The sequence below is a fragment of the Glaciimonas sp. Gout2 genome, from assembly GCF_035018905.1.
Lineage (GTDB): Bacteria > Pseudomonadota > Gammaproteobacteria > Burkholderiales > Burkholderiaceae_D > Glaciimonas.
Genome location: NZ_JASJXA010000010.1, coordinates 1 through 19,236, shown reverse-complemented (window position 1 = coordinate 19,236; position 19,236 = coordinate 1). Strand labels below are relative to the sequence as shown.

21 protein-coding genes and 1 pseudogene are annotated in these 19,236 nt (G+C 49.3%); 19 read left to right on the top strand and 3 right to left on the bottom strand.

The genetic code is table 11. The features are described from left to right. Positions 1–55: 55 nt before the first annotated feature. Positions 56–982 (bottom strand): NAD kinase, encoded by a 927-nt coding sequence (locus QN379_RS09230; protein ID WP_322233573.1) that lies wholly within the window; start codon positions 980–982, stop codon positions 56–58. A 64-nt stretch (positions 983–1,046) separates the two neighbouring features. Between QN379_RS09230 and QN379_RS09225 the strand changes: the two genes are divergently transcribed. Next, on the top strand, positions 1,047–1,784 hold the full coding sequence (locus QN379_RS09225; RefSeq protein ID WP_322233575.1) for an HAD family hydrolase: 738 nt from the start codon (positions 1,047–1,049) through the stop codon (positions 1,782–1,784). A 151-nt stretch (positions 1,785–1,935) separates the two neighbouring features. Further along, entirely contained in the window at positions 1,936–2,958 is a 1,023-nt protein-coding gene (hrcA, locus tag QN379_RS09220; RefSeq protein WP_322233576.1) for a heat-inducible transcriptional repressor HrcA, read from the top strand. Between the two features lie 127 nt (positions 2,959–3,085). On the opposite strand, the gene fur is transcribed toward hrcA, so the two are convergent. Beyond that, complete coding sequence (fur, locus tag QN379_RS09215; protein ID WP_322233579.1) at positions 3,086–3,505, bottom strand: ferric iron uptake transcriptional regulator; 420 nt, start codon at positions 3,503–3,505, stop codon at positions 3,086–3,088. Positions 3,506–3,579: 74 nt separating this feature from the next. Between fur and QN379_RS09210 the strand changes: the two genes are divergently transcribed. From QN379_RS09210 to QN379_RS09130, 17 genes are all read left to right on the top strand, one after another. Then, a complete protein-coding gene (locus tag QN379_RS09210; RefSeq protein WP_323506526.1) occupies positions 3,580–4,173 on the top strand; it encodes an outer membrane protein assembly factor BamE in 594 nt (197 codons plus the stop codon). 22 nt (positions 4,174–4,195) lie between these two features. Further along, positions 4,196–5,002, top strand: a complete 807-nt coding sequence (gene dapB / locus QN379_RS09205; RefSeq protein WP_322233583.1) for a 4-hydroxy-tetrahydrodipicolinate reductase — start codon at positions 4,196–4,198, stop codon at positions 5,000–5,002. Positions 5,003–5,325: 323 nt separating this feature from the next. Next, complete coding sequence (locus QN379_RS09200; RefSeq protein ID WP_322233585.1) at positions 5,326–6,018, top strand: MotA/TolQ/ExbB proton channel family protein; 693 nt, start codon at positions 5,326–5,328, stop codon at positions 6,016–6,018. A 54-nt stretch (positions 6,019–6,072) separates the two neighbouring features. Further along, complete coding sequence (locus QN379_RS09195; protein ID WP_322233587.1) at positions 6,073–6,504, top strand: biopolymer transporter ExbD; 432 nt, start codon at positions 6,073–6,075, stop codon at positions 6,502–6,504. 192 nt (positions 6,505–6,696) lie between these two features. Then, entirely contained in the window at positions 6,697–9,342 is a 2,646-nt protein-coding gene (gene leuS / locus QN379_RS09190) for a leucine--tRNA ligase (protein ID WP_323506525.1), read from the top strand. Positions 9,343–9,580: 238 nt separating this feature from the next. Continuing rightward, positions 9,581–10,189: an LPS assembly lipoprotein LptE gene (gene lptE, locus QN379_RS09185; RefSeq protein ID WP_323506524.1), complete on the top strand. Its 609-nt coding sequence runs from the start codon at positions 9,581–9,583 to the stop codon at positions 10,187–10,189. Positions 10,190–10,201: 12 nt separating this feature from the next. Continuing rightward, a complete protein-coding gene (gene holA / locus QN379_RS09180; RefSeq protein ID WP_323506523.1) occupies positions 10,202–11,218 on the top strand; it encodes a DNA polymerase III subunit delta in 1,017 nt (338 codons plus the stop codon). 118 nt (positions 11,219–11,336) lie between these two features. Beyond that, positions 11,337–12,608, top strand: coding sequence for a glutamate-5-semialdehyde dehydrogenase (locus tag QN379_RS09175; RefSeq protein WP_322233595.1), 1,272 nt, complete (start codon positions 11,337–11,339; stop codon positions 12,606–12,608). 83 nt (positions 12,609–12,691) lie between these two features. Beyond that, the gene (locus QN379_RS09170) at positions 12,692–13,114 is read left to right on the top strand and encodes a CopD family protein (protein WP_322233596.1); all 423 of its coding nucleotides are present in this window, start codon (positions 12,692–12,694) and stop codon (positions 13,112–13,114) included. 87 nt (positions 13,115–13,201) lie between these two features. Next, on the top strand, positions 13,202–13,810 hold the full coding sequence (locus tag QN379_RS09165; protein ID WP_322233600.1) for a 2-hydroxychromene-2-carboxylate isomerase: 609 nt from the start codon (positions 13,202–13,204) through the stop codon (positions 13,808–13,810). Between the two features lie 241 nt (positions 13,811–14,051). Continuing rightward, positions 14,052–15,305, top strand: a complete 1,254-nt coding sequence (locus QN379_RS09160) for a class I SAM-dependent RNA methyltransferase (protein ID WP_323506522.1) — start codon at positions 14,052–14,054, stop codon at positions 15,303–15,305. Between the two features lie 455 nt (positions 15,306–15,760). Next, positions 15,761–15,964, top strand: coding sequence for a hemin uptake protein HemP (gene hemP, locus QN379_RS09155; protein ID WP_322233603.1), 204 nt, complete (start codon positions 15,761–15,763; stop codon positions 15,962–15,964). A 138-nt stretch (positions 15,965–16,102) separates the two neighbouring features. After that, positions 16,103–16,435 carry a hypothetical protein gene (locus tag QN379_RS09150; protein WP_322233604.1) on the top strand — a complete coding sequence of 111 codons (333 nt, stop codon included), beginning with the start codon at positions 16,103–16,105 and terminating at the stop codon, positions 16,433–16,435. A 107-nt stretch (positions 16,436–16,542) separates the two neighbouring features. Then, the gene (locus QN379_RS09145; RefSeq protein WP_323506521.1) at positions 16,543–16,782 is read left to right on the top strand and encodes a (2Fe-2S)-binding protein; all 240 of its coding nucleotides are present in this window, start codon (positions 16,543–16,545) and stop codon (positions 16,780–16,782) included. Positions 16,783–16,810: 28 nt separating this feature from the next. Next, a complete protein-coding gene (locus QN379_RS09140; protein WP_416348540.1) occupies positions 16,811–17,497 on the top strand; it encodes a TonB family protein in 687 nt (228 codons plus the stop codon). A gap of 134 nt (positions 17,498–17,631) precedes the next feature. Beyond that, complete coding sequence (locus QN379_RS09135) at positions 17,632–18,372, top strand: MotA/TolQ/ExbB proton channel family protein (RefSeq protein WP_322233611.1); 741 nt, start codon at positions 17,632–17,634, stop codon at positions 18,370–18,372. Continuing rightward, positions 18,372–18,788, top strand: a complete 417-nt coding sequence (locus QN379_RS09130; protein ID WP_322240253.1) for a biopolymer transporter ExbD — start codon at positions 18,372–18,374, stop codon at positions 18,786–18,788. The genes QN379_RS09135 and QN379_RS09130 overlap by 1 nt, the downstream gene beginning before the upstream one ends. A gap of 75 nt (positions 18,789–18,863) precedes the next feature. Here the strand turns inward: QN379_RS09130 and QN379_RS09125 are convergent. After that, positions 18,864–19,160 (bottom strand): annotated as a pseudogene (locus QN379_RS09125) (hypothetical protein); the annotation flags it as partial. Positions 19,161–19,236 lie beyond the last annotated feature (76 nt).

Genomic DNA, 19,236 nt, shown 5'->3' with positions numbered 1-19,236 from the left:
TCGAAGCAGCAGTGTACTGCAATTGATCGCGCAGGACACCGCACCCATTCCGCAATTAACGCAAATGACCGTCTGCCGAAGGATACTCATTCCAGTGTAACTTCTGGCGCAGGGTTTCATAGTAACTCCAGCCAGCAGGATGTAAAAAAGTGATCGCGTGCTCAGAACGCTGGATGACGATGCGGTCCCCAAGTTGCAGACTGGTCAGCGACTGCATATCAAAATTAACATTGATCTCCCGACCATTGACAATTTCAATGACGATTTCGCTACTGTCCGGCACGACAATCGGACGATTGGACAACGCATGCGGTGCAATCGGCACCAACACAATGCCATTCAACGATGGATGCAGCAAAGGCCCGCCAGCAGAAAGCGCATATGCCGTAGAACCGGTGGGAGTCGAAACGATCAGGCCATCGGAACGTTGGTTATACATAAAACGACCATCCACATCGACCCGCAACTCTGCCATGCCGGAAGTACCGCCGCGCGAGACAACAATGTCATTAAACGCTAGCGCACTAAAAATAACGACATCGTCACGCTTGACCACGCCTTGTAATAAGGTCCGCCGTTCCGACTCGACATTTCCATCCAGCATTTCCCCCAATACCGGAAGCATGCGTTCAAGAGAAATATCGGTCATAAAACCAAGTCGCCCTTGATTAATACCGATGAGCGGAACATTGTAAGGTGCCAGTTGACGCGCAATACCCAACATCGTGCCATCGCCGCCGACAATGATCGCGGCATCGGCTTGCTGGCCGATTTGCTCGGGCGTCATCGCCTCGAATCCGGTTAAGGCAATATTTTGCGCGGTCTCGGCCTCAAACACGACTTTATGTCCGCGCACCTGAAGAAAGTCGGCCACCTCGGTCAATGAGTCGTCAATACCGGCGGCAAAATACTTGCCAACGATCGCAATAGTTTTAGGCAAACTAGGTAAATTCTGTTGATGAGATAATTTTATAGGCCACATGCCGCCGATTAGACCATAATTTGGGTCTGCATTAAAGCTTCTCTAGAGGATACTCCACGATTCCATGAATAATATCGCTAGTCACCGTCAACACTCGCCCAGCGCTGCACCCATTAAAGCCGTCTTGTTCGACCTGGACGATACACTTTGGCCAATCGTACCGGTATTGATCCGCGCAGAGCAATTATTGTATGACTGGCTTTGCCTCAACGCACCGGCCGTCTCGGAGGCATTTACGATCGCCAGTCTGCGGCAACGGCGTCAAGCGTTGAGTGCCACTAATGCCCTATTCAAAATTAATTTATCGGCTTTACGACACGCTGGACTGACTGAAGCATTTAATACTGTTGGCGAAGATATTAGCAAGATTGATGCCGCCATGGCGCTGTTTGCTGAGGCGCGTCATGCGGTGACGCCCTTTGACGACGTTCAACCGGTGCTATCTCGCTTAGGACAACACGTATTACTGGGTTCAGTGTCGAACGGATTTGCGGATCTGGAGAAAATCGGCCTGTCACAGCATTTCGCTATATCCATCGCCGCGCATAGCTTCGGCTGCGCTAAACCTGATCCCGCGATCTTCCATGCGGCGTGCCAAGCCCTTAATGTCAGACCCGAAGAAGCGGTCTATGTGGGTGACGATCCGCTTTTAGACGTGGTGGGCGCGCGTGAAGCTGGCTTGCGAAGCGTTTGGATTAATCGGTTTGACCGCGTATTGCCCGTTGGAATCGTAGCAGATGCTCAATGCGTCACGTTACATGAGCTTGAAACATGGCTGGAAGATCAATCCGCCAGCACGTAAAATCCCTCATAAAATCTCTTTTGATAGAGAAAATCCACGCCGACGAATAGGCGCGATTCGGCTTAACAGTGTATAAATACAATTATTAAGGGCCAGACACCTGTCAGACCTGGCTCATGGCAAATCACGCCAGCACTTACCAATAATCGCCATGCATCTTGATACTCGCGCTCAAACTCTTCTCAAAGCCCTCGTGGAACGCTACATCGCGGATGGGCAACCGGTAGGCTCGCGCGCACTCTCAAAAATTTCCGGGCTGGAATTATCTCCCGCGACCATACGCAATATCATGGCCGATCTGGAAGAAATGGGTTTTGTTGCGAGTCCGCATACCTCAGCGGGACGGGTACCAACGCCCCGCGGCTATCGTGTCTTTGTCGACACACTATTGACGGTCCAGCCGATTGACGAGGGCGTGCTCGAATCGAGAATGCAGGCAAGACTGCAAACTAACTCGCCGCAAAAGATCATCGCCAACGCTGCGCAAGTGTTGTCATCGCTCTCACAATTTGCAGGCGTGGTACTAACCCCAAGGCGTGAATCGGTGTTTCAGCAGATTGAATTTTTACGACTTTCTGAAAAACGTATTCTGCTCGTCATCGTCGGCCCTAGCGGCGATGTGCAAAATCGACTCTTGTTAACAGATGTCGACTACACCCCTTCACAGCTCGTACAAGCGGCCAATTTTATCAATCAAAACTACGGAGGCCATAGTATTGATGACGTTCGCTTACGCCTGCAAACCGAAGTTCGCCAGTTGCGGGATGATATGAATCGACTCATGTTGGCCGCAGTTGAGGCCGGTAGCGAGGCGATGACCGACGATGCTGACGAAGTTGTCATTTCAGGTGAGCGCAATCTACTCAGCGTGACTGACCTGTCATCGAGCATGAGTTCCTTACGTAAGCTGTTTGATATGTTTGAACAAAAAACCAATTTGATGCGACTGCTGGACATATCAGGCAAGGCCACCGGCGTTCAAATATTCATTGGCGGCGAATCACAACTGGTTCCAATGGAAGAGATGAGCGTCGTCACCGCACCTTATGAGGTGAACGGAAAAATCGTGGGCACGCTGGGTGTGATCGGTCCGACGCGCATGGCATATCAACGCGTGATACCGATTGTCGACATTACAGCAAAGCTGCTTTCCAATGCATTAAGCCAGAACTAGTCTGGCTTAATAACTATTTCGGATCACTAAGTCTCGCTCAGTAAGAAAAACAGCAAGCATCGTTTAATGCCTTACGATCCGAAGCTTTGGAACGCACAGCATTAATGCTACTCGGCGCATGACCCAATTACTTTTTTACGCAATTCCGGCAGTGACCGTACAGCGCCAAGGCGTGATCCGCAATCTCAAAGCCACGCTCTGTGGCGACGGCTTTCTGGCGAACCTCAATTTCTTCGTCGTAAAACTCTTCGACCAGACCGCAGGTCAGACACACCAGATGATCATGATGCGATCCTTCGTTTAGCTCAAAAACGGCCTTGCCGGTTTCAAAATGATTACGCTGCAACAAGCCAGCTTGCTCAAATTGGGTTAATACACGATACACAGTTGCCAAACCGACATCAAGATTCTCGGTAAGCAAAATTTTATAAACGTCTTCAGCGCTTAAATGTCGGACTTCACTATTTTGAAATATTTCCAAAATTTTGAGTCGGGGCAAAGTAGCTTTAAGGCCACTAGCTTTTAGTTCGGATGGATTGTTAGGCATGTTTACGTCGCAAATGGATGATCTGCTTTATCATATAGCGTTTTAGCACAATTGCTCAATCAATTAAGATACTTATGCGAATGTTGCTCTCCCGTACTGCCCGCACCTCCGCCTTTACAATAGCTGCTGTTTCCATGGCTTTGCTGGCTGGCTGCGCATCAAAAAATCCTCTCATTGACGGACCGACTTCGGCCACCGGCGCCAATGCAGCTAACGCCAGTTCGGGAATACCGACTGGCGATAGAGCGGGCGATGGCGTCCAAACCATAAAGAATCCCCGTTTTTTCGGAATCCTTTCTCCTTATCGCTACAATATCCAACAGGGTAACTTTGTTTCGAAAGAGATGATCTCGCAAGTCAAGGAAGGCATGACCACAGAGCAAGTATCTTTTGCGCTGGGTACGCCATTACTGACAGACATGTTTCACGCGAATCGTTGGGATTATGTTTTCCGTTTGCAAAAAGGCAATGGCGAAATCACTTCCAGCCGCGTCAGCGTTTTCTTCAAGGATAACCTTGTAGTTCGCGTAGACGGTGGTGGCCTGCCGACTGAGGCAGACTATCTTGCACGTATTTCGGGCGGCAATAAAGAAGCTAAAAAAGCCACCCAAGATAGTGGCATCGCAAAGGATGCGCCCGCACCTCCGCCGACAGCACCAACAAAATAACCAGTCAAAGTCTTAAATAACGATGAATCAAATGAAAATTGCTGTTGCTGGCGCGTCCGGTCGCATGGGACACATGCTGATCGAGGCCATCCAGAATGCAGAAGATGCCACATTAACCGGCGCGTTGGATGTGCAGACCGCGCCCGGATTAGGATCCGACGCCGCCGCTTTTCTGGGCAAGCCGTCCGGCGTGAATATCGAGTTCGATCTTGCTACGGGCTTGGCTAACGCTACCTTTTTAATTGACTTTACGCGTCCAGAAGGCACGCTTGCACATCTCGCCTATTGCGCCGAGCATGGCATCAAAATGATCATCGGCACGACAGGTTTTGATGAGGCTGGCAAGGCGGCGATCGCAGAAGCAGCAAAAAAGACAGCCATCCTGTTCGCTCCCAACATGAGTGTCGGCGTCAATGTCACCATGAAATTGCTTGAAATGGCAGCGAAGAGTTTTTCGCACGGCTATGACATTGAAATCATTGAAGCCCATCACCGCCACAAAGTCGATGCGCCGTCTGGCACAGCGCTGAAAATGGGCGAAGTGATTGCTGATGCACTTGGTCGCAAACTCGACGAAGTCGCCGTCTATTCGCGCGAGGGTGTAACCGGTGCACGCGATCCATCTACCATCGGCTTCGCTTCCATACGGGGCGGCGATATCGTTGGCGATCATACCGTGCTGTTTGCCAGCGATGGAGAGCGCGTTGAAATCACACATAAATCGTCCAGCCGTGTGACTTATGCCCATGGCAGTTTGCGCGCTGCGCGCTTTCTTAACGACAAAGCAACGGGTTTATATGATATGCAGGACGTTCTTGGGCTTCGCTGAGTAATTAGCAGAGTAATAAGCTGATTGTTACCATGATTTTTACGCAAATTCAGGGCCGGGCGATGTCAAAATACAAACAATGACTCGCCTATGGCATGGGAAGTGCGCAGCAGATAACACTAATTTGTTCATTAACCATGTTCGGCCTGCTTGTACTCGATTTTTACCCATACTTTGAGCGCTCCTCCTAGCTTCTCATGGCGAGTTTGATGTTGATGACTCAACCGACCTGGAGTTGCGCTCAAAATGTAATAAATTGTTGCCAACTAATGATCTTCACCTAAAGATCGTTATGCTGCCCCACCACCATCCGGATCAACAACATGAATGATAATCTCGGGTTCGCCCACTATTGGTCGCAAGGCGATGCTGTCTCTCACGGCGTAGCCTATTTGCTATTGCTGATGTCCGTGATTAGCTGGTACTACATTTTGTCCAAAGCCTTGAGTTCCTGGCGTATCCGGCGCAGCGCTTCATCGCTTGAAGGATTCTGGCAAGCACCGACACTAAATGATGCGATTGCCGTCATCAAACCGGTCGATACCGAAAATGTTTACGCACCTTTAGCCATACAAGCGGCCGACGCTGCAGGCATTCGGTCACCGATGACCAGCAAACCCGCCGCCTCGCTCAACGCCGGCACCGATCTTGGCGAACTGGTCACACGCACATTGCGACGAGAAATCAATCGCGTTTCGTCACGGCTGGAAAGCGGATTAACATTACTGGCATCAGTCGGTTCAACCGCCCCTTTCGTCGGTTTGTTTGGTACGGTCTGGGGTATTTATCATGCTTTGATGGCAGTCTCTGCATCGGGAACTGTGCAGATCGACAAAGTCGCAGGACCAGTTGGCGAAGCACTCATCATGACCGCACTTGGTTTGGTAGTTGCGATTCCCGCAGTACTGGCCTACAACGCGTTCACACGTGTTAATCGCGTTACACTGGCAGAGTTGGATGCGTTCGCGCATGATTTACATGCTTATTTGACGACTGGCAGTCGCGTTGGAAAATAATTTAGCCTCCTAATAGCCTTATACACTCATCACTAACTTCAGTCCGGAACCAGTATGTCATTCGGTGGATTTAACGACAATCAGCACTCAGCGCCAATGGCCGATATCAATATCACGCCCATGGTCGACGTCATGTTGGTGTTATTGGTGATTTTTATCATCACAGCACCACTATTCACGCATGCGGTCAAAGTCAACTTACCGACCGCCCAATCCGCTCCCGCTCCAGAAAAGCCAGAGACGGTATCGCTGTCAATTGACCGCGCGGGCAAAATGTTCTGGAATGACAAGCCCATCGCAGAACCAGAACTGACAACGCAATTAATCGCTGCCGCACAACGCCAACCCCAGCCGGAATTGCAGTTGCGGGCCGACAAAGACACCCGATATCAGGTGTTGGCGCAGGTTATGTCACTGGCACAAAATAACGGTTTGACAAAAATCGGCTTCGTAACCGACCCAAAAAGCGTCCCTGCAGCAAAATAACTCCCTATTGAAAGACGGTCACTTGGTGAAATACTAACCGCCTCGCTTTTGGCAAAAAGATCGTCTCATCGTTAACTTCCGTCGACTCCCACAATCCCACTATCGTATGAGAGCACCTGAACCAGTATAATCACCGGTTCAGGGATAATTCTCCTATGCTTTTTCACATTCACTTTTTTAGTCCATCACGCCATGCAAGAAAAATACAGCCCGACCGACGTCGAAAAATCGACGCAAGACCATTGGCGCGCTATTGATGCCTATAAAGTCGTCGAACACGCAAAAGACAAGAACGGTCTAGATAAGCAAAAGTTTTACGCCTGTTCGATGCTGCCGTATCCATCCGGCAAATTGCACATGGGTCATGTCCGCAATTACACCATCAACGATGTCATGTATCGCTACATGCGGATGAATAACTACAATGTGTTGATGCCAATGGGTTGGGATGCGTTTGGCATGCCTGCGGAAAACGCGGCGATGGCAAACAACGTACCACCGGCCCAGTGGACTTATAGCAACATTGACCACATGAAAACGCAGATGCAATCCATGGGACTCGCCATTGATTGGTCACGTGAAATGACGGCGTGCAAGCCAGAGTATTACAAATGGAACCAATGGATGTTCCTTAAGATGCTCGAAAAAGGCATCATCTACAAAAAAACCGGTACCGTGAACTGGGACCCGATCGACAAAACCGTGTTAGCCAACGAGCAAGTTATCAATGGTCGCGGCTGGCGTTCAGGTGCGCTGATTGAAAAGCGCGAAATTCCAATGTATTACGCCAAAATTACCGATTACGCCGAAGAATTGCTGGACCACACCGAAACCAAATTAACAGGCTGGCCAGAGCGCGTGCGCTTGATGCAAGCGAATTGGATAGGCAAATCAACCGGTGTGCGCTTTGCTTTTCCACATAAAATCGAAGAAGATGGCAAGCTCATTCAGGATGGCAAATTGTGGGTGTTCACCACTCGTGTCGATACCATCAAAGGCGTGACCTTTTGCGTCGTAGCGCCAGAACACGCATTGGCCACCTTCGCCGCAAAAACGAATCCCGAACTGGTTGAATTCATCGCCGAATGCAAAAAAGGTGGGGTTGCCGAAGCAGATATGGCGGTAATGGAAAAGAAAGGGATGCCAACCGGGCTTTACGTTACGCATCCGCTGACCGGCCAGCTGGTCGAAGTCTGGGTCGGCAATTATGTCCTGATTACTTACGGCGATGGTGCCGTGATGGGTGTTCCTGCACATGACGAGCGCGACTTTGCGTTCGCGCAAAAATACGTATTGCCGATTCGCCCGGTGATCGCCGTGGAAGGCAAAGTGTATTCCACCGAAACCTGGCACGACTGGTATGCAGACAAACAAAATGGTCGCTGCGTCGACTCCGGAAAATACGATGGCATGCACTTTCAGCAAGCTGTTGACGCCATCGCTGCCGATTTGTCCGCGCATGGTCTGGGTGAAAAGAAAATCACCTATCGCTTGCGTGATTGGGGCATCTCGCGTCAACGTTATTGGGGTACACCGATCCCAATCATCCATTGCGAAGATTGCGGCGACGTACCGGTACCAGAAAAAGATTTACCAGTCTTATTACCCGAAGATTGCGTCCCGGACGGCAGTGGTAATCCACTTAACAAGCATGAAAAATTTTTACATGTCGACTGTCCGACTTGCGGCAAACCTGCACGCCGCGAAACTGACACCATGGATACGTTTGTCGATTCGTCCTGGTATTACATGAAGTACACCTCGCCCGGTTCTACCGATGCGATGGTGGACGCGCGTAACGACTATTGGATGCCGATGGATCAATACATCGGCGGCATCGAGCATGCAGTATTACATTTGTTGTATGCGCGCTTCTGGACCAAAGTCATGCGTGATTTTGGACTGGTGAAATTTGATGAGCCATTTACCAATTTGCTGACGCAAGGCATGGTTCTCAATGAGACCTACTATCGCGAAGAAGCCAACGGCAAGAAAATCTGGCACAACCCGGAAGACGTTACTCTGACTTTCGATGACAAGGGACGTCCACTTTCAGCGCTTCTAAAAGCCGACGGACAGCCAGTCATTATCGGCGGCACGGAAAAAATGTCGAAATCAAAGAATAACGGCATCGATCCACAAGCACAAATTGACCAATACGGCGCCGATACTGCCCGTTTATTCACGATGTTTGCCTCGCCACCAGAACAAACGCTGGAATGGTCGAACGCGGGTGTCGAAGGTGCCCATCGTTTCTTACGTCGGGTCTGGAGCTTCAGCCACGCACAGGCCGCGAATATTATTCCGGGATCAAATAAGCAATATGCCGATTTGTCGGTCCCGCTCAAAACCTTGCGGCGCGAAGTCCATAAAATTTTGCAACAGGCCGACCATGACTTGAAGCGCATTCAGTACAACACCGTCGTATCGGCTTGCATGAAAATGCTCAACACGCTAGAAGCTACCAAGCTCGAAGCATCGGGAGCCAGCAATGCCGTACTGACTGAATGTCTGTCAATTTTCTTGCGCGTTCTCAACCCAATCGCGCCGCATATCACGCACACGCTATGGCAAGAGCTCGGCTTCGCGAAAGTGCATGGCGATATTCTGGACGCAAGTTGGCCGCAGGTTGATGCTAAGGCGCTTGAGCAAAGCGAAATCGAGATGATGATTCAGGTCAACGGCAAATTACGCGGCAGCATTATAATCGCCAAAGATGCTGACAAAGCCACCGTCGAAGCGCTGGCGCTGGCGCATGAAAATGTGCAAAAGTATCTCGAAGGAGCACCAAAGAAAGTAATTGTCGTTCCGGGCAAATTGATTAATATCGTTGCCTGATGTAAAAATGAATCGCTGAGTATTTGATGGACAGTGTAAGTTGCGCTTTAAACCGAGCACTTAACGAAAGGCTCAGCTAAAGCGCGAATTAAATCACCCGTGAAACGCTTAGTGATAACTCGCATAAAACATGCTGCTTGATCTATTAAAGCGGTCCACTAAGTCACATAAGTGGACCGTCCGATTGCCAGCCAGGACAGCTATTTTCGTCCCGAATCTTGAAACAAGGAATATCTGTATGACGCGCGTTTTCATGAGTCGCCAACCGTTGGTTCGCTGGTCGACTATCATCGCCCTTACCGCTATGCTTGCCGCGTGCGGGTTTCACTTGCGCGGCACTGCCAACCTTCCTTTCAAGACTATTTATTTGGGATCTGCTACAGGCACACCACTGGGAGTCGAACTCAAACGTAATATTCAGGCTAGCGGGACCACTGAAGTAGTTCCTAATGAAAAAGGGGCTGAGGCTGTGATGGAAGTGATCTCGCAGACGCAGGAAAAAGTCATTTTGACCCTCAACAGTCAAGGCCGTGCGCGTGAATATATGCTGTACTCGAGATTTTCATTCCGTCTAAAAGATGCGCAGCAGAAGGAGTTAATGCCACAAACCCTGATCACACTGAAGCGTGACATCAGCTACAACGAATCGCAAGAACTATCAAAAGTGGCTGAAGAAGCGCTGTTGTATCGCGATATGCAAACTGATCTGGTACAGCAAATTCTGCGCCGGATGAACGCACTCAAACCCGCTAACACTGCTAACAATACTGTGATAGAGCCATCGACAGCGACATCGCCAACAACATCGCCGGCACCGTCAGTTCCATCGACAAAACCAGCGCCATGACGAGGACCGGCGATGCAACTGCGGATTGACGCTCTCGATACTCATCTGGCCAAGACAGTCGCGCCGCTGTACGTCATCACCAGCGACGAGCATCTGCTTGCGCTCGAAGCGGCGGATAAAATTCGCAAGAGTGCCCGCGCCAATGGCTGCTCAGAGCGCGATGTCTTAACGGTGGATCGTAGTTTTAAATGGGGCGAATTACAGGCGTCCAACCAGTCGCAATCGTTGTTTGGCGACAAAAAATTGATTGAGTTACACATTCCAACCGGCAAACCGGGCAAGGACGGTGGTCAGGCATTACAGCAATATGCGACGACGCTTAACCCCGACAATGTGACTATTATCACGTTGCCGAAATTGGATTGGGCAACTCAGAAAGCGGCATGGGTCGGATCGTTGCAGCAAACGGGTGTGTATATTGATATTCCGCTGGTTGAACGGACTCAATTGCCAAGCTGGATTGGTGTCCGGTTGGCAGGACAACAACTAAGCGCTGATCGTCAATCACTCGACTTTATCGCTGATCGGGTTGAGGGCAACCTGCTGGCCGCTCATCAGGAAATTCAGAAACTGGCTTTATTACATCCACCGGGCAAGCTCAGTTTCGAACAAGTGCACGATGCTGTTCTCAATGTCGCAAGGTATGACGTTTTTAAATTAAATGAGGCAATGTTAGGCGGTGATGTTGCCCGTTTAGTCAGGATGATTGATGGTTTAAAAGGTGAAGGCGAAGCATTGCCATTGGTTCTTTGGGCGATATCAGAAGAGTGCCGCACCTTATTGAAGCTAAAATCCGGTATGACGCAAGGCCGTCCACTCAGCGCGTTGCTGAAAGAATATCGTATTTGGGGGCCACGTGAACGTTTAATGGAGCCGGCACTGCGTCGCTTATCATTGACGACTCTGGAAGCGGCATTACAACAGGCAGCGCAGATCGACAAAATGGTAAAAGGTTTGCGTGCCAAGACGTTCGCTGGTGATGCTTGGGATGCACTATTGCAATTGGGACTAAAAGTCGCACGTTCGTAAGTGACTGCCATGTAGTTTCTACTGTATCCAGATCCCGAAATGCATTTTGACGCATGGCTTTGGCTCTGTATTTCACGAAACCAGACCAACACTCAACATATCAGACATACTACCAATTATGGATATCCAACAATACATCACTAACGTCGGTCAACGTGCCCGGGCTGCATCTCGCCTGATGGCACGCGCCGATACGGCAACCAAGAACCGTGCACTAACGTTAATCGCTGAAGCGATCCGGCGCGAATCGGACACCTTGCGCATCGCCAATCAAAAAGACTTGGATGCAGCACGCGCCAATGGTTTGGAAGAAGCAATGCTGGATCGTCTGACGCTATCCGACAAAGCGATCACCACCATGATTGAAGGATTGCAGCAAATCGTCGCCCTTCCCGATCCGATCGGTGAAATTTCGAACATGAAATATCGTCCGACCGGGATTCAGGTTGGACAGATGCGCGTTCCTCTCGGCGTCATTGGTATTATTTACGAAGCACGTCCCAACGTGACCATTGATGCGGCTGGTTTATGTATCAAGAGTGGTAATGCGACTATTTTGCGCGGCGGCTCGGAAGCGATTAACTGCAATCAGGTGCTAGCCAAACTGGTCAAAGAAGGACTGGATGGTGCAGGCCTGCCAAGCGATGCGGTGCAAGTTATCGAAACCACTGATCGCGCCGCAGTCGGCGCTTTAATCTGCATGCCGGAATATATTGACGTCATCATCCCGCGCGGCGGCAAGGGCTTGATTGAGCGCTTGATGAAGGAGTCCAAGGTACCGATGATTAAACATCTGGATGGCATTTGTCACGTCTACATAGACGATCAGGCTGATCCAGAAAAAGCGGTAAAAATTGCTTTTAATGCAAAATGTCACCGTTACGGCACCTGCAACACCATGGAAACCCTGCTAATAGGACGTGCCATTGCGCCGCAGGTCTTGCCGGAACTGGCACGTTTATATCGGACAAAAGACGTGGAACTGCGCGCCGATGCCGAGGCTAGCAAGATATTACGCTCTTGCGACTATTTGCACGTGGTCGCAGCGACCGAGGAAGATTGGAGCACTGAATATCTGGCGGCAATTCTGGCCGTGAAGGTGGTTGAGGATATGGACGAAGCGATTACACATATTAATCATTACTCTTCCCATCATACCGATAGCATTGTGACCGAAAATTATTCCCGCTCGATGCGATTTTTACGTGAGGTCGACTCGGCCTCTGTAATCGTGAATGCTTCAACCCGGTTTGCGGATGGTTTCGAATTTGGGCTTGGTGCTGAAATTGGCATCTCCAATGACAAGTTACACGCACGCGGTCCGGTGGGTCTGGACGGCTTGACCTCCTTGAAATATGTGGTGTTTGGTCACGGCGAAGTACGCACCTAGAGGATTGTCAAAACAACCTGTTAAATCAACAAAGACTATCGATTTTCCCTCTGTTTTCGAATTAACTTTTTAAAGGATACTTCATGCTCTGGATCAAAGCGCTGCACATCGTCTTCATCGTTTCATGGTTTGCAGGCCTGTTTTATTTGCCGCGTATTCTTGTTAATCTGGCGCAAGAGACGGAACCGGTGGCGACACAACGATTATTGTTGATGGCACGCAAGTTATACCGTTTCATGCTGCCTCTTGCGATAGGTACTATTGTTTTCGGCGTGTGGTTGTGGCTAGGTTATGGTATTGGAAAAGGCCCGGGAAACGGCTGGTTGCATGCAAAGTTGCTATTAGTCATTCTTTTAATCGGTTATCACCACGCCAGCGGCAGCATGTTGAAGAAATTCGAATTAGGTACCAATAAGCGTAGTCACGTCTGGTTTCGTTATTTCAATGAAGTACCGGTGGTTTTGTTGCTAGCTATTGTTATTCTGGTGGTCGTCAAGCCGTTCTAAATCGGGCTGATCATTAGTTGGCGAATGGAAGCAAACATAAAAAACATAAAAAAAACCATAAAATAAACAACAGAGACAGGAATCGACATGAGCAAAATCTGTGAGTATTATTTCGCGCCTCAGTCGCCATTTACTTATCTGGGACATGCGCGACTTGTCGCGTTAGCCCAGAAATATGGTGTACAAATTGTATTAAAGCCAATCGACTTGTCAAAAGTATTTGGTGTTTCAGGTGGATTACCGTTAGCCAAGCGCTCACCACAGCGCCAAGCTTATCGACTTGAGGATCTCCGACGCTGGAAAGAGTATTTAGGATTGCCAATGAATTTGCAACCGACCTACTTTCCGGTGCACAGCGACGAGGCAGCCAAACTGATCATCGCGACCCAGTTGGCACACGGAACTCAGGCTGCACTAGATTTGACTGGCGTCATTATGCGTGCCGTGTGGGAAGATGAGAAAAACATTGCAGATACAGACACCTTAATCGGCATAGCCACAGCACTTGGGCATGATGGCAAAACCTTGTTAAAATCTGCCGACACTGCTAGCGTAGAGGCCGAGTTTGTTCGTTTTACCGATGAAGCCATTGCCGCCAATGTCTTTGGTGCGCCTTGGTACGTTGTCGATGGAGAAGGTCATTGGGGCCAGGACCGATTAGACTTCGTCGAGCGCGCCTTTGCAAAAATAGCATGATCTGATCCGCACGCGGTTTTAACACTACGTTTTAATACACGGCTACTAATGCTTTATTGGCACTTTAAGTAGAGCGCACCAATGGATAGCAATAAATAAAATTGCAAACTATTTGCACCATCACTATCCGAATAGTCTGCAAGCAGTTCGCAAGTAAGACCACCGTTATTCACTTTTTCGTGAGTAATCATTTCACCGCTGCATCCCAGTCGATGCAGTTAACGGATTAAGAGAACCCCCTATGGCACAAGCACTCACAGCACAATCAGCAAGTTCGAAACACTCGTATTTTTGCCCTTGTCCACGCGGATTAGAGACCGCACTTGCTGAAGAAATCAATGAAATCGCACAACTAGCCGCTCCCGCGTTGACGCTCAGAGTCCATAATCAGGTGCCGGGAGGCGTACATTGCTCTGGCTTATTGAGTGACGCATGGCTTGTCAATCTGCACTCACGGATCGCCAGTCGCGTATTGATGCGCCTAGCACACTGCGCCTACAAGACTGAAAATGATATTTACGATAAGGCGCTCGAACAAGAATGGGAGAACTGGTTTCGGGTTGACCATACTATTCGCGTCGATATCACCGCCATTAAATCGCCCTTGCGCAGCCTGGAGTTCACAACGCTCAAAATCAAGGATGCGATTTGTGACCGGTTCCGCGACATCTGCGACGAGCGCCCTTCAGTTGATACCCATGCACCCGACATGCGGATCGTCGGATTTCTGGATGCGCATAATTTCACGCTTTATCTGGATACTTCGGGCGAAGCACTTTTCAAACGCGGCTGGCGCGCTGAAACGGGCGATGCGCCGTTACGTGAAAATCTTGCTGCCGGATTGCTACGCACTGCTGGCTGGAAGCCCGGCACGGTCTTGTTCGACCCGATGTGCGGCTCTGGCACCATTTTGATCGAGGCTGCACAAATGTTAGCTGGCATTCCTGCTGGTGCCCGACGCGCGTTTGCTTTTGAAAAATTTCATGGCTTCGAGATTGGCCAATGGCAAGCCATTAAAGGCGCCATTAAGCCAAATCCAATGCCACTGATACCGACCATTTTCGGCAGTGATATTTCTGGCGAGATGATCGACATGACGGCAGAAAATTTACGTAACGCTGGTATCCTTTTTGAAGTTCCGCTGAAACAAATTGAGGCACAGGAAGTCAGGCCGCCAAATGAACTCAGCGGCAGCGGGGGCATTATTTTGACCAATCCTCCCTACGGTGAGCGGATTGGCGTGCGCGGCGACAGCACACTGGCAACCGAAGATCTATTCAATGCGTTCTTTAGTGCCTTTGGCAATACGCTGAAGCAACGTTTCGCTGGCTGGACAGTATTCTTGTTCACTGCTGACCTGACTTTGCCAAAATTGCTACGTCTGAAAGAAGCGCGCAAAACACCATTTTTCAACGGCGCATTGGAATGCCGCTTGTTCCGCTTTGACATGGTGGCCGGCTTCAATCGCCGTGAGGCAGCTAAGCCAAAAGAGTAAGGTTGTCATACGCATGACGCTATCTTTATAGCGAACAAGTTAGAAAACTTGAAGGGCCGTCAAATGCGATTTGATGGCTTTTTTTTATTCAATCCACGATGGACCCCACCCCCTAATCTGGTCTAAATACAACGACCGCATCAGGACTTAGGGAATCTGTAAAACGCTAAAGTCAAAAAATCCCGCAGAGCGCTTAACTTTGTAAATACGAGGTATAAATACGACTTCAGATAATAATGATTCTTATTTCGTGGTATAAATACTGTACTCGAAAATTTTATTGGTTTGTGGCAGGACAACTGTCGATAGAAGTTGATGATACGATACCATTTCGACCGCATAGTAGAAGCCTTTTATAAAATAGCTATCGCAAAGATAGTAAAAGCACTTGCAATCCCTGTTTAAATAGAGAATAATCTAAATAAGAATTGTTCGCATTTAAATAAAGGACTATTATGGGTCACTCGTTACAGCGCGCAAATGAACATCAGGACCGTGAGCAATCCGTTTCAGTTGTCAGTAAAGCAGTCAAACCGACCATCACACGGATTACTAGTCGGGACCTTTTCCAGCAAATGCGTGAGCTGGAAATTGATCACGGCGGCAGAATTTACAAGTTACGACTGACGCAATTGAATAAATTAATTTTGACCGCTTGAAGTGTTGTTGAAGATTCCGCTCTTCTGAAGATGCCGAATAGAACTGCGTTAATTTCATTGAATAATGTAGCGATAAAAGATGAAGTTCCCGATACCAGCCAGCCGAACAGCCAGCGATTCACTGACAAGGAGCACTTGATGGTTAACGAAGAGTTGGATATCACGTTTGCGGCACCTAATGAAGCGCCGGCACAACCGGAACTATTGGTATCAGCGGTATTACATCTGATGTCCCATTATACGGCGCATCATCAGACGAATCAGCCAGAGACACGCGGCTGCACAAAATTGGCATCGGTCATCGAGCGACATTTAAAGGCTTTGGCGGTGTTACCAAATCTGGCACCGGTATTGCGTACTACTTGTCAGCAACTATCGGAACAGTGGGCTACATTAGTAGAACGTAGTATGCCGCGGCAGGAAAAATATAATTTATTTGCGCGTCTTGTGACGGGCAATCGCAGTCATTAAAACAGTCACTTATGGCGTAAAAACCGCACCTGTTTTTACGCTTATTTCTTAAATCATTCGTTAATATCAATTGCTAATAAATTGCTAATAGATAGTAAAGGTAAAAAATGATCGTTTGTGTTTGCAATAATGTCTCTGAATGGAAAATACGCCAGGCGGTTAATTCTGGCATGTCTTCTATACGGGAATTGCGGCAGAATCTAGGGGTCGCAACCAGCTGTGGAAAATGCCATTCTTGCGCCAAGAATGTGTTGCGTGAATGTTTGGATAATAATGTTCCCACAGCACACCGTCATATTCACGCATTGGTATTCCAACCGATGCCAAACGGTGCAATCGTTGCATAAAGAGTCGTTAGTGTAAATGAGCGCAACAATGTCGTCTTCACCGCAGGTCTCCACTTTCGTGTGGAATCAAGTCAAACGTATCGGGCCGCTCGGCGCGATTATCTTGTTACATGTTGGTTTTTTCATCGCCCTGAAAAGTGGCCTGATTCATCAAGTGGCACAAGCAATACCGAAAGAAGTGTTCGCCACCTTCATCACCCCCGAGCGCGCACCTGAACCAACGCCGTCAAAACCCCAACCCGCTGTACCGAAGACGGTTCAAGTCGTGAGGAAACATGTCACGCCGCCCCACCCTACACCGGTAATCGTAAATAATACGCCTTCCGAGCAAGCTATTTCTGTTCCTGTGGCACCGCCGCAGCCGCCACAAAAAGAAGAATACTCGCCACCTGCGCCGGCACCGGTTGCGGCACCGGCCGCACCTGCTGTTCCCCGGACGATCAGCTCTGGAGTGGAGTATATTCGACCTCCTAGTCCTGAATATCCTGCTGCTGCCAAACGTATGGGCGAAGAAGGAACAGTCGTCATGCGCGTGCTGATCAATGAAAAGGGGCGCGCAGAACGCGTAGAGATACAAAAAAGTTCCGGTTCGGCACGTCTGGACGAAGCAGCCAAACAGGCGCTTTTGCGGGCGCTTTTCAAGCCCTACATGGAGGATGGCAAAGCCCTGCCAGTGTATGCAATAGTACCTATCAATTTTCAGCTTTCAAATTAAATAAAGCATTCAAACACCCTATTAGCACCATTTAGCAAACGTATTCCATACCGTTAGTGTGGCGCGCAATCTATGCACCGAAGCGCCGCACCAACCAAATCAACGATCGCATTGTCAGAAATAAAGGAACAATCATGGAAGTAAGTCCATACGGTTTAGAAGCGCTCTGGTCACAGGGCGATATCGTGATTAAAAGTGTCGCGTTATTGCTGGTCATCATGTCCATCTCTTCGTGGTACGTTATCCTGACCAAGGCAATCCAACTTATCCGCTTGCAGCGCGCAGCGCACGCAGCAGGACATCAGTTCTGGGATACGACCAATCTACCTGAAGGTATTGCCACTTTAGGCACCGAAAATCCGTTTGCCGACGTTGCCCAAGCTGGCGTCGTTTCCATGCGCCATCACACCGCTCATAGCGGTCATTTACACGATCAACTTTCCACCAGTGACTGGGTAACCTTGTCTTTGCGCCAGGCAATTGATGAGGCCTCCAGCAAATTGCAAACAGGCATGGCGGTGTTGGCTTCAGTCGGTTCGACGGCACCGTTCGTTGGATTGTTCGGTACCGTGTGGGGGATTTATCACGCGTTGGTGGCGATTGGCACTTCCGGTCAGGCAAGCATCGACAAAGTCGCCGGGCCGGTGGGTGAGTCGCTCATCATGACCGCGTTAGGTCTCGCGGTCGCTATTCCAGCTACCTTTGGCTATAACGCATTGGTGCGCGGCAACAAAACCATCATCGCCAAACTCAATAAATTTGGCTTTGACTTACATGCATTATTCGTCACAGGGTCACGTGCTGATGCCAACAAAATTGGCAACGGAACAAGCCCTGAAACGACTTCCAAGTTAGTCGCTGTGAAAGGTGCATGATGTCAATGGGCTCCCTGTCCGACTCGGACGACGACTTTAATCCAGAGATCAACACCACACCATTAGTCGACGTAATGTTGGTCCTGCTGATCATTTTTATCATGACGATTCCGGTGATGAATCACGCTGTCAAAATCGATTTGCCACGTGCCACCAACCAGCCAGATCAGGTGAAGCCAGAAAGCATTAGCCTGTCAATTGATGCTGCCGGCAAAGTTTACTGGAACGATGAAATAGTTGATCGCAACGCACTCCAACTAAAGATTGCGGCGGCGGCAAAAAAAGAACCGCAGCCTGAATTACATTTGCGCGCTGAACGCACCACTGAATACGAAAAAATAGCGCAGGTAATGGCGGCGGCGCAATCTGGCGGATTAGGGAAAATTGGCTTTGTCACCGATCCTGAATCTAAATAAGCCAGCCTGACCGCATTGGGTCAGGCTTTGGCCGCACTAACTTCAAATTCAGCGAAAAAGCCCTGCCTCACTATCTCACAGGCTATTGAGCGAGCCACCTTGTGGATCAATCGAGAACAATTTGGCTGCTATCTCAGCAACGCGCAAGCCGTATAGACGCGCGGTTTCCAGGTCTCCCGAAGACATTTCTTCAGGAGATGCATCGGCTGGCGTCTGAGCCATTGGGCCAAGGAAGGAACCCATGCGATTTATGTCATCTCGTTGAGAAGCCTTCGTATTGGATGATTTCATTCCCATGCCCACCCAAATCCCGCGATGCTGTGCAGCGAGGAGAGTGAAATACTGAAGAGTCGCCAGCTTGTCTCCGTTGATGCGTATTCTGGTCAACGTGACCGCTCATTCTGGCCGATCGTGACCGCTGCGCCTGCGATGTTGTTACGCGGTTAAA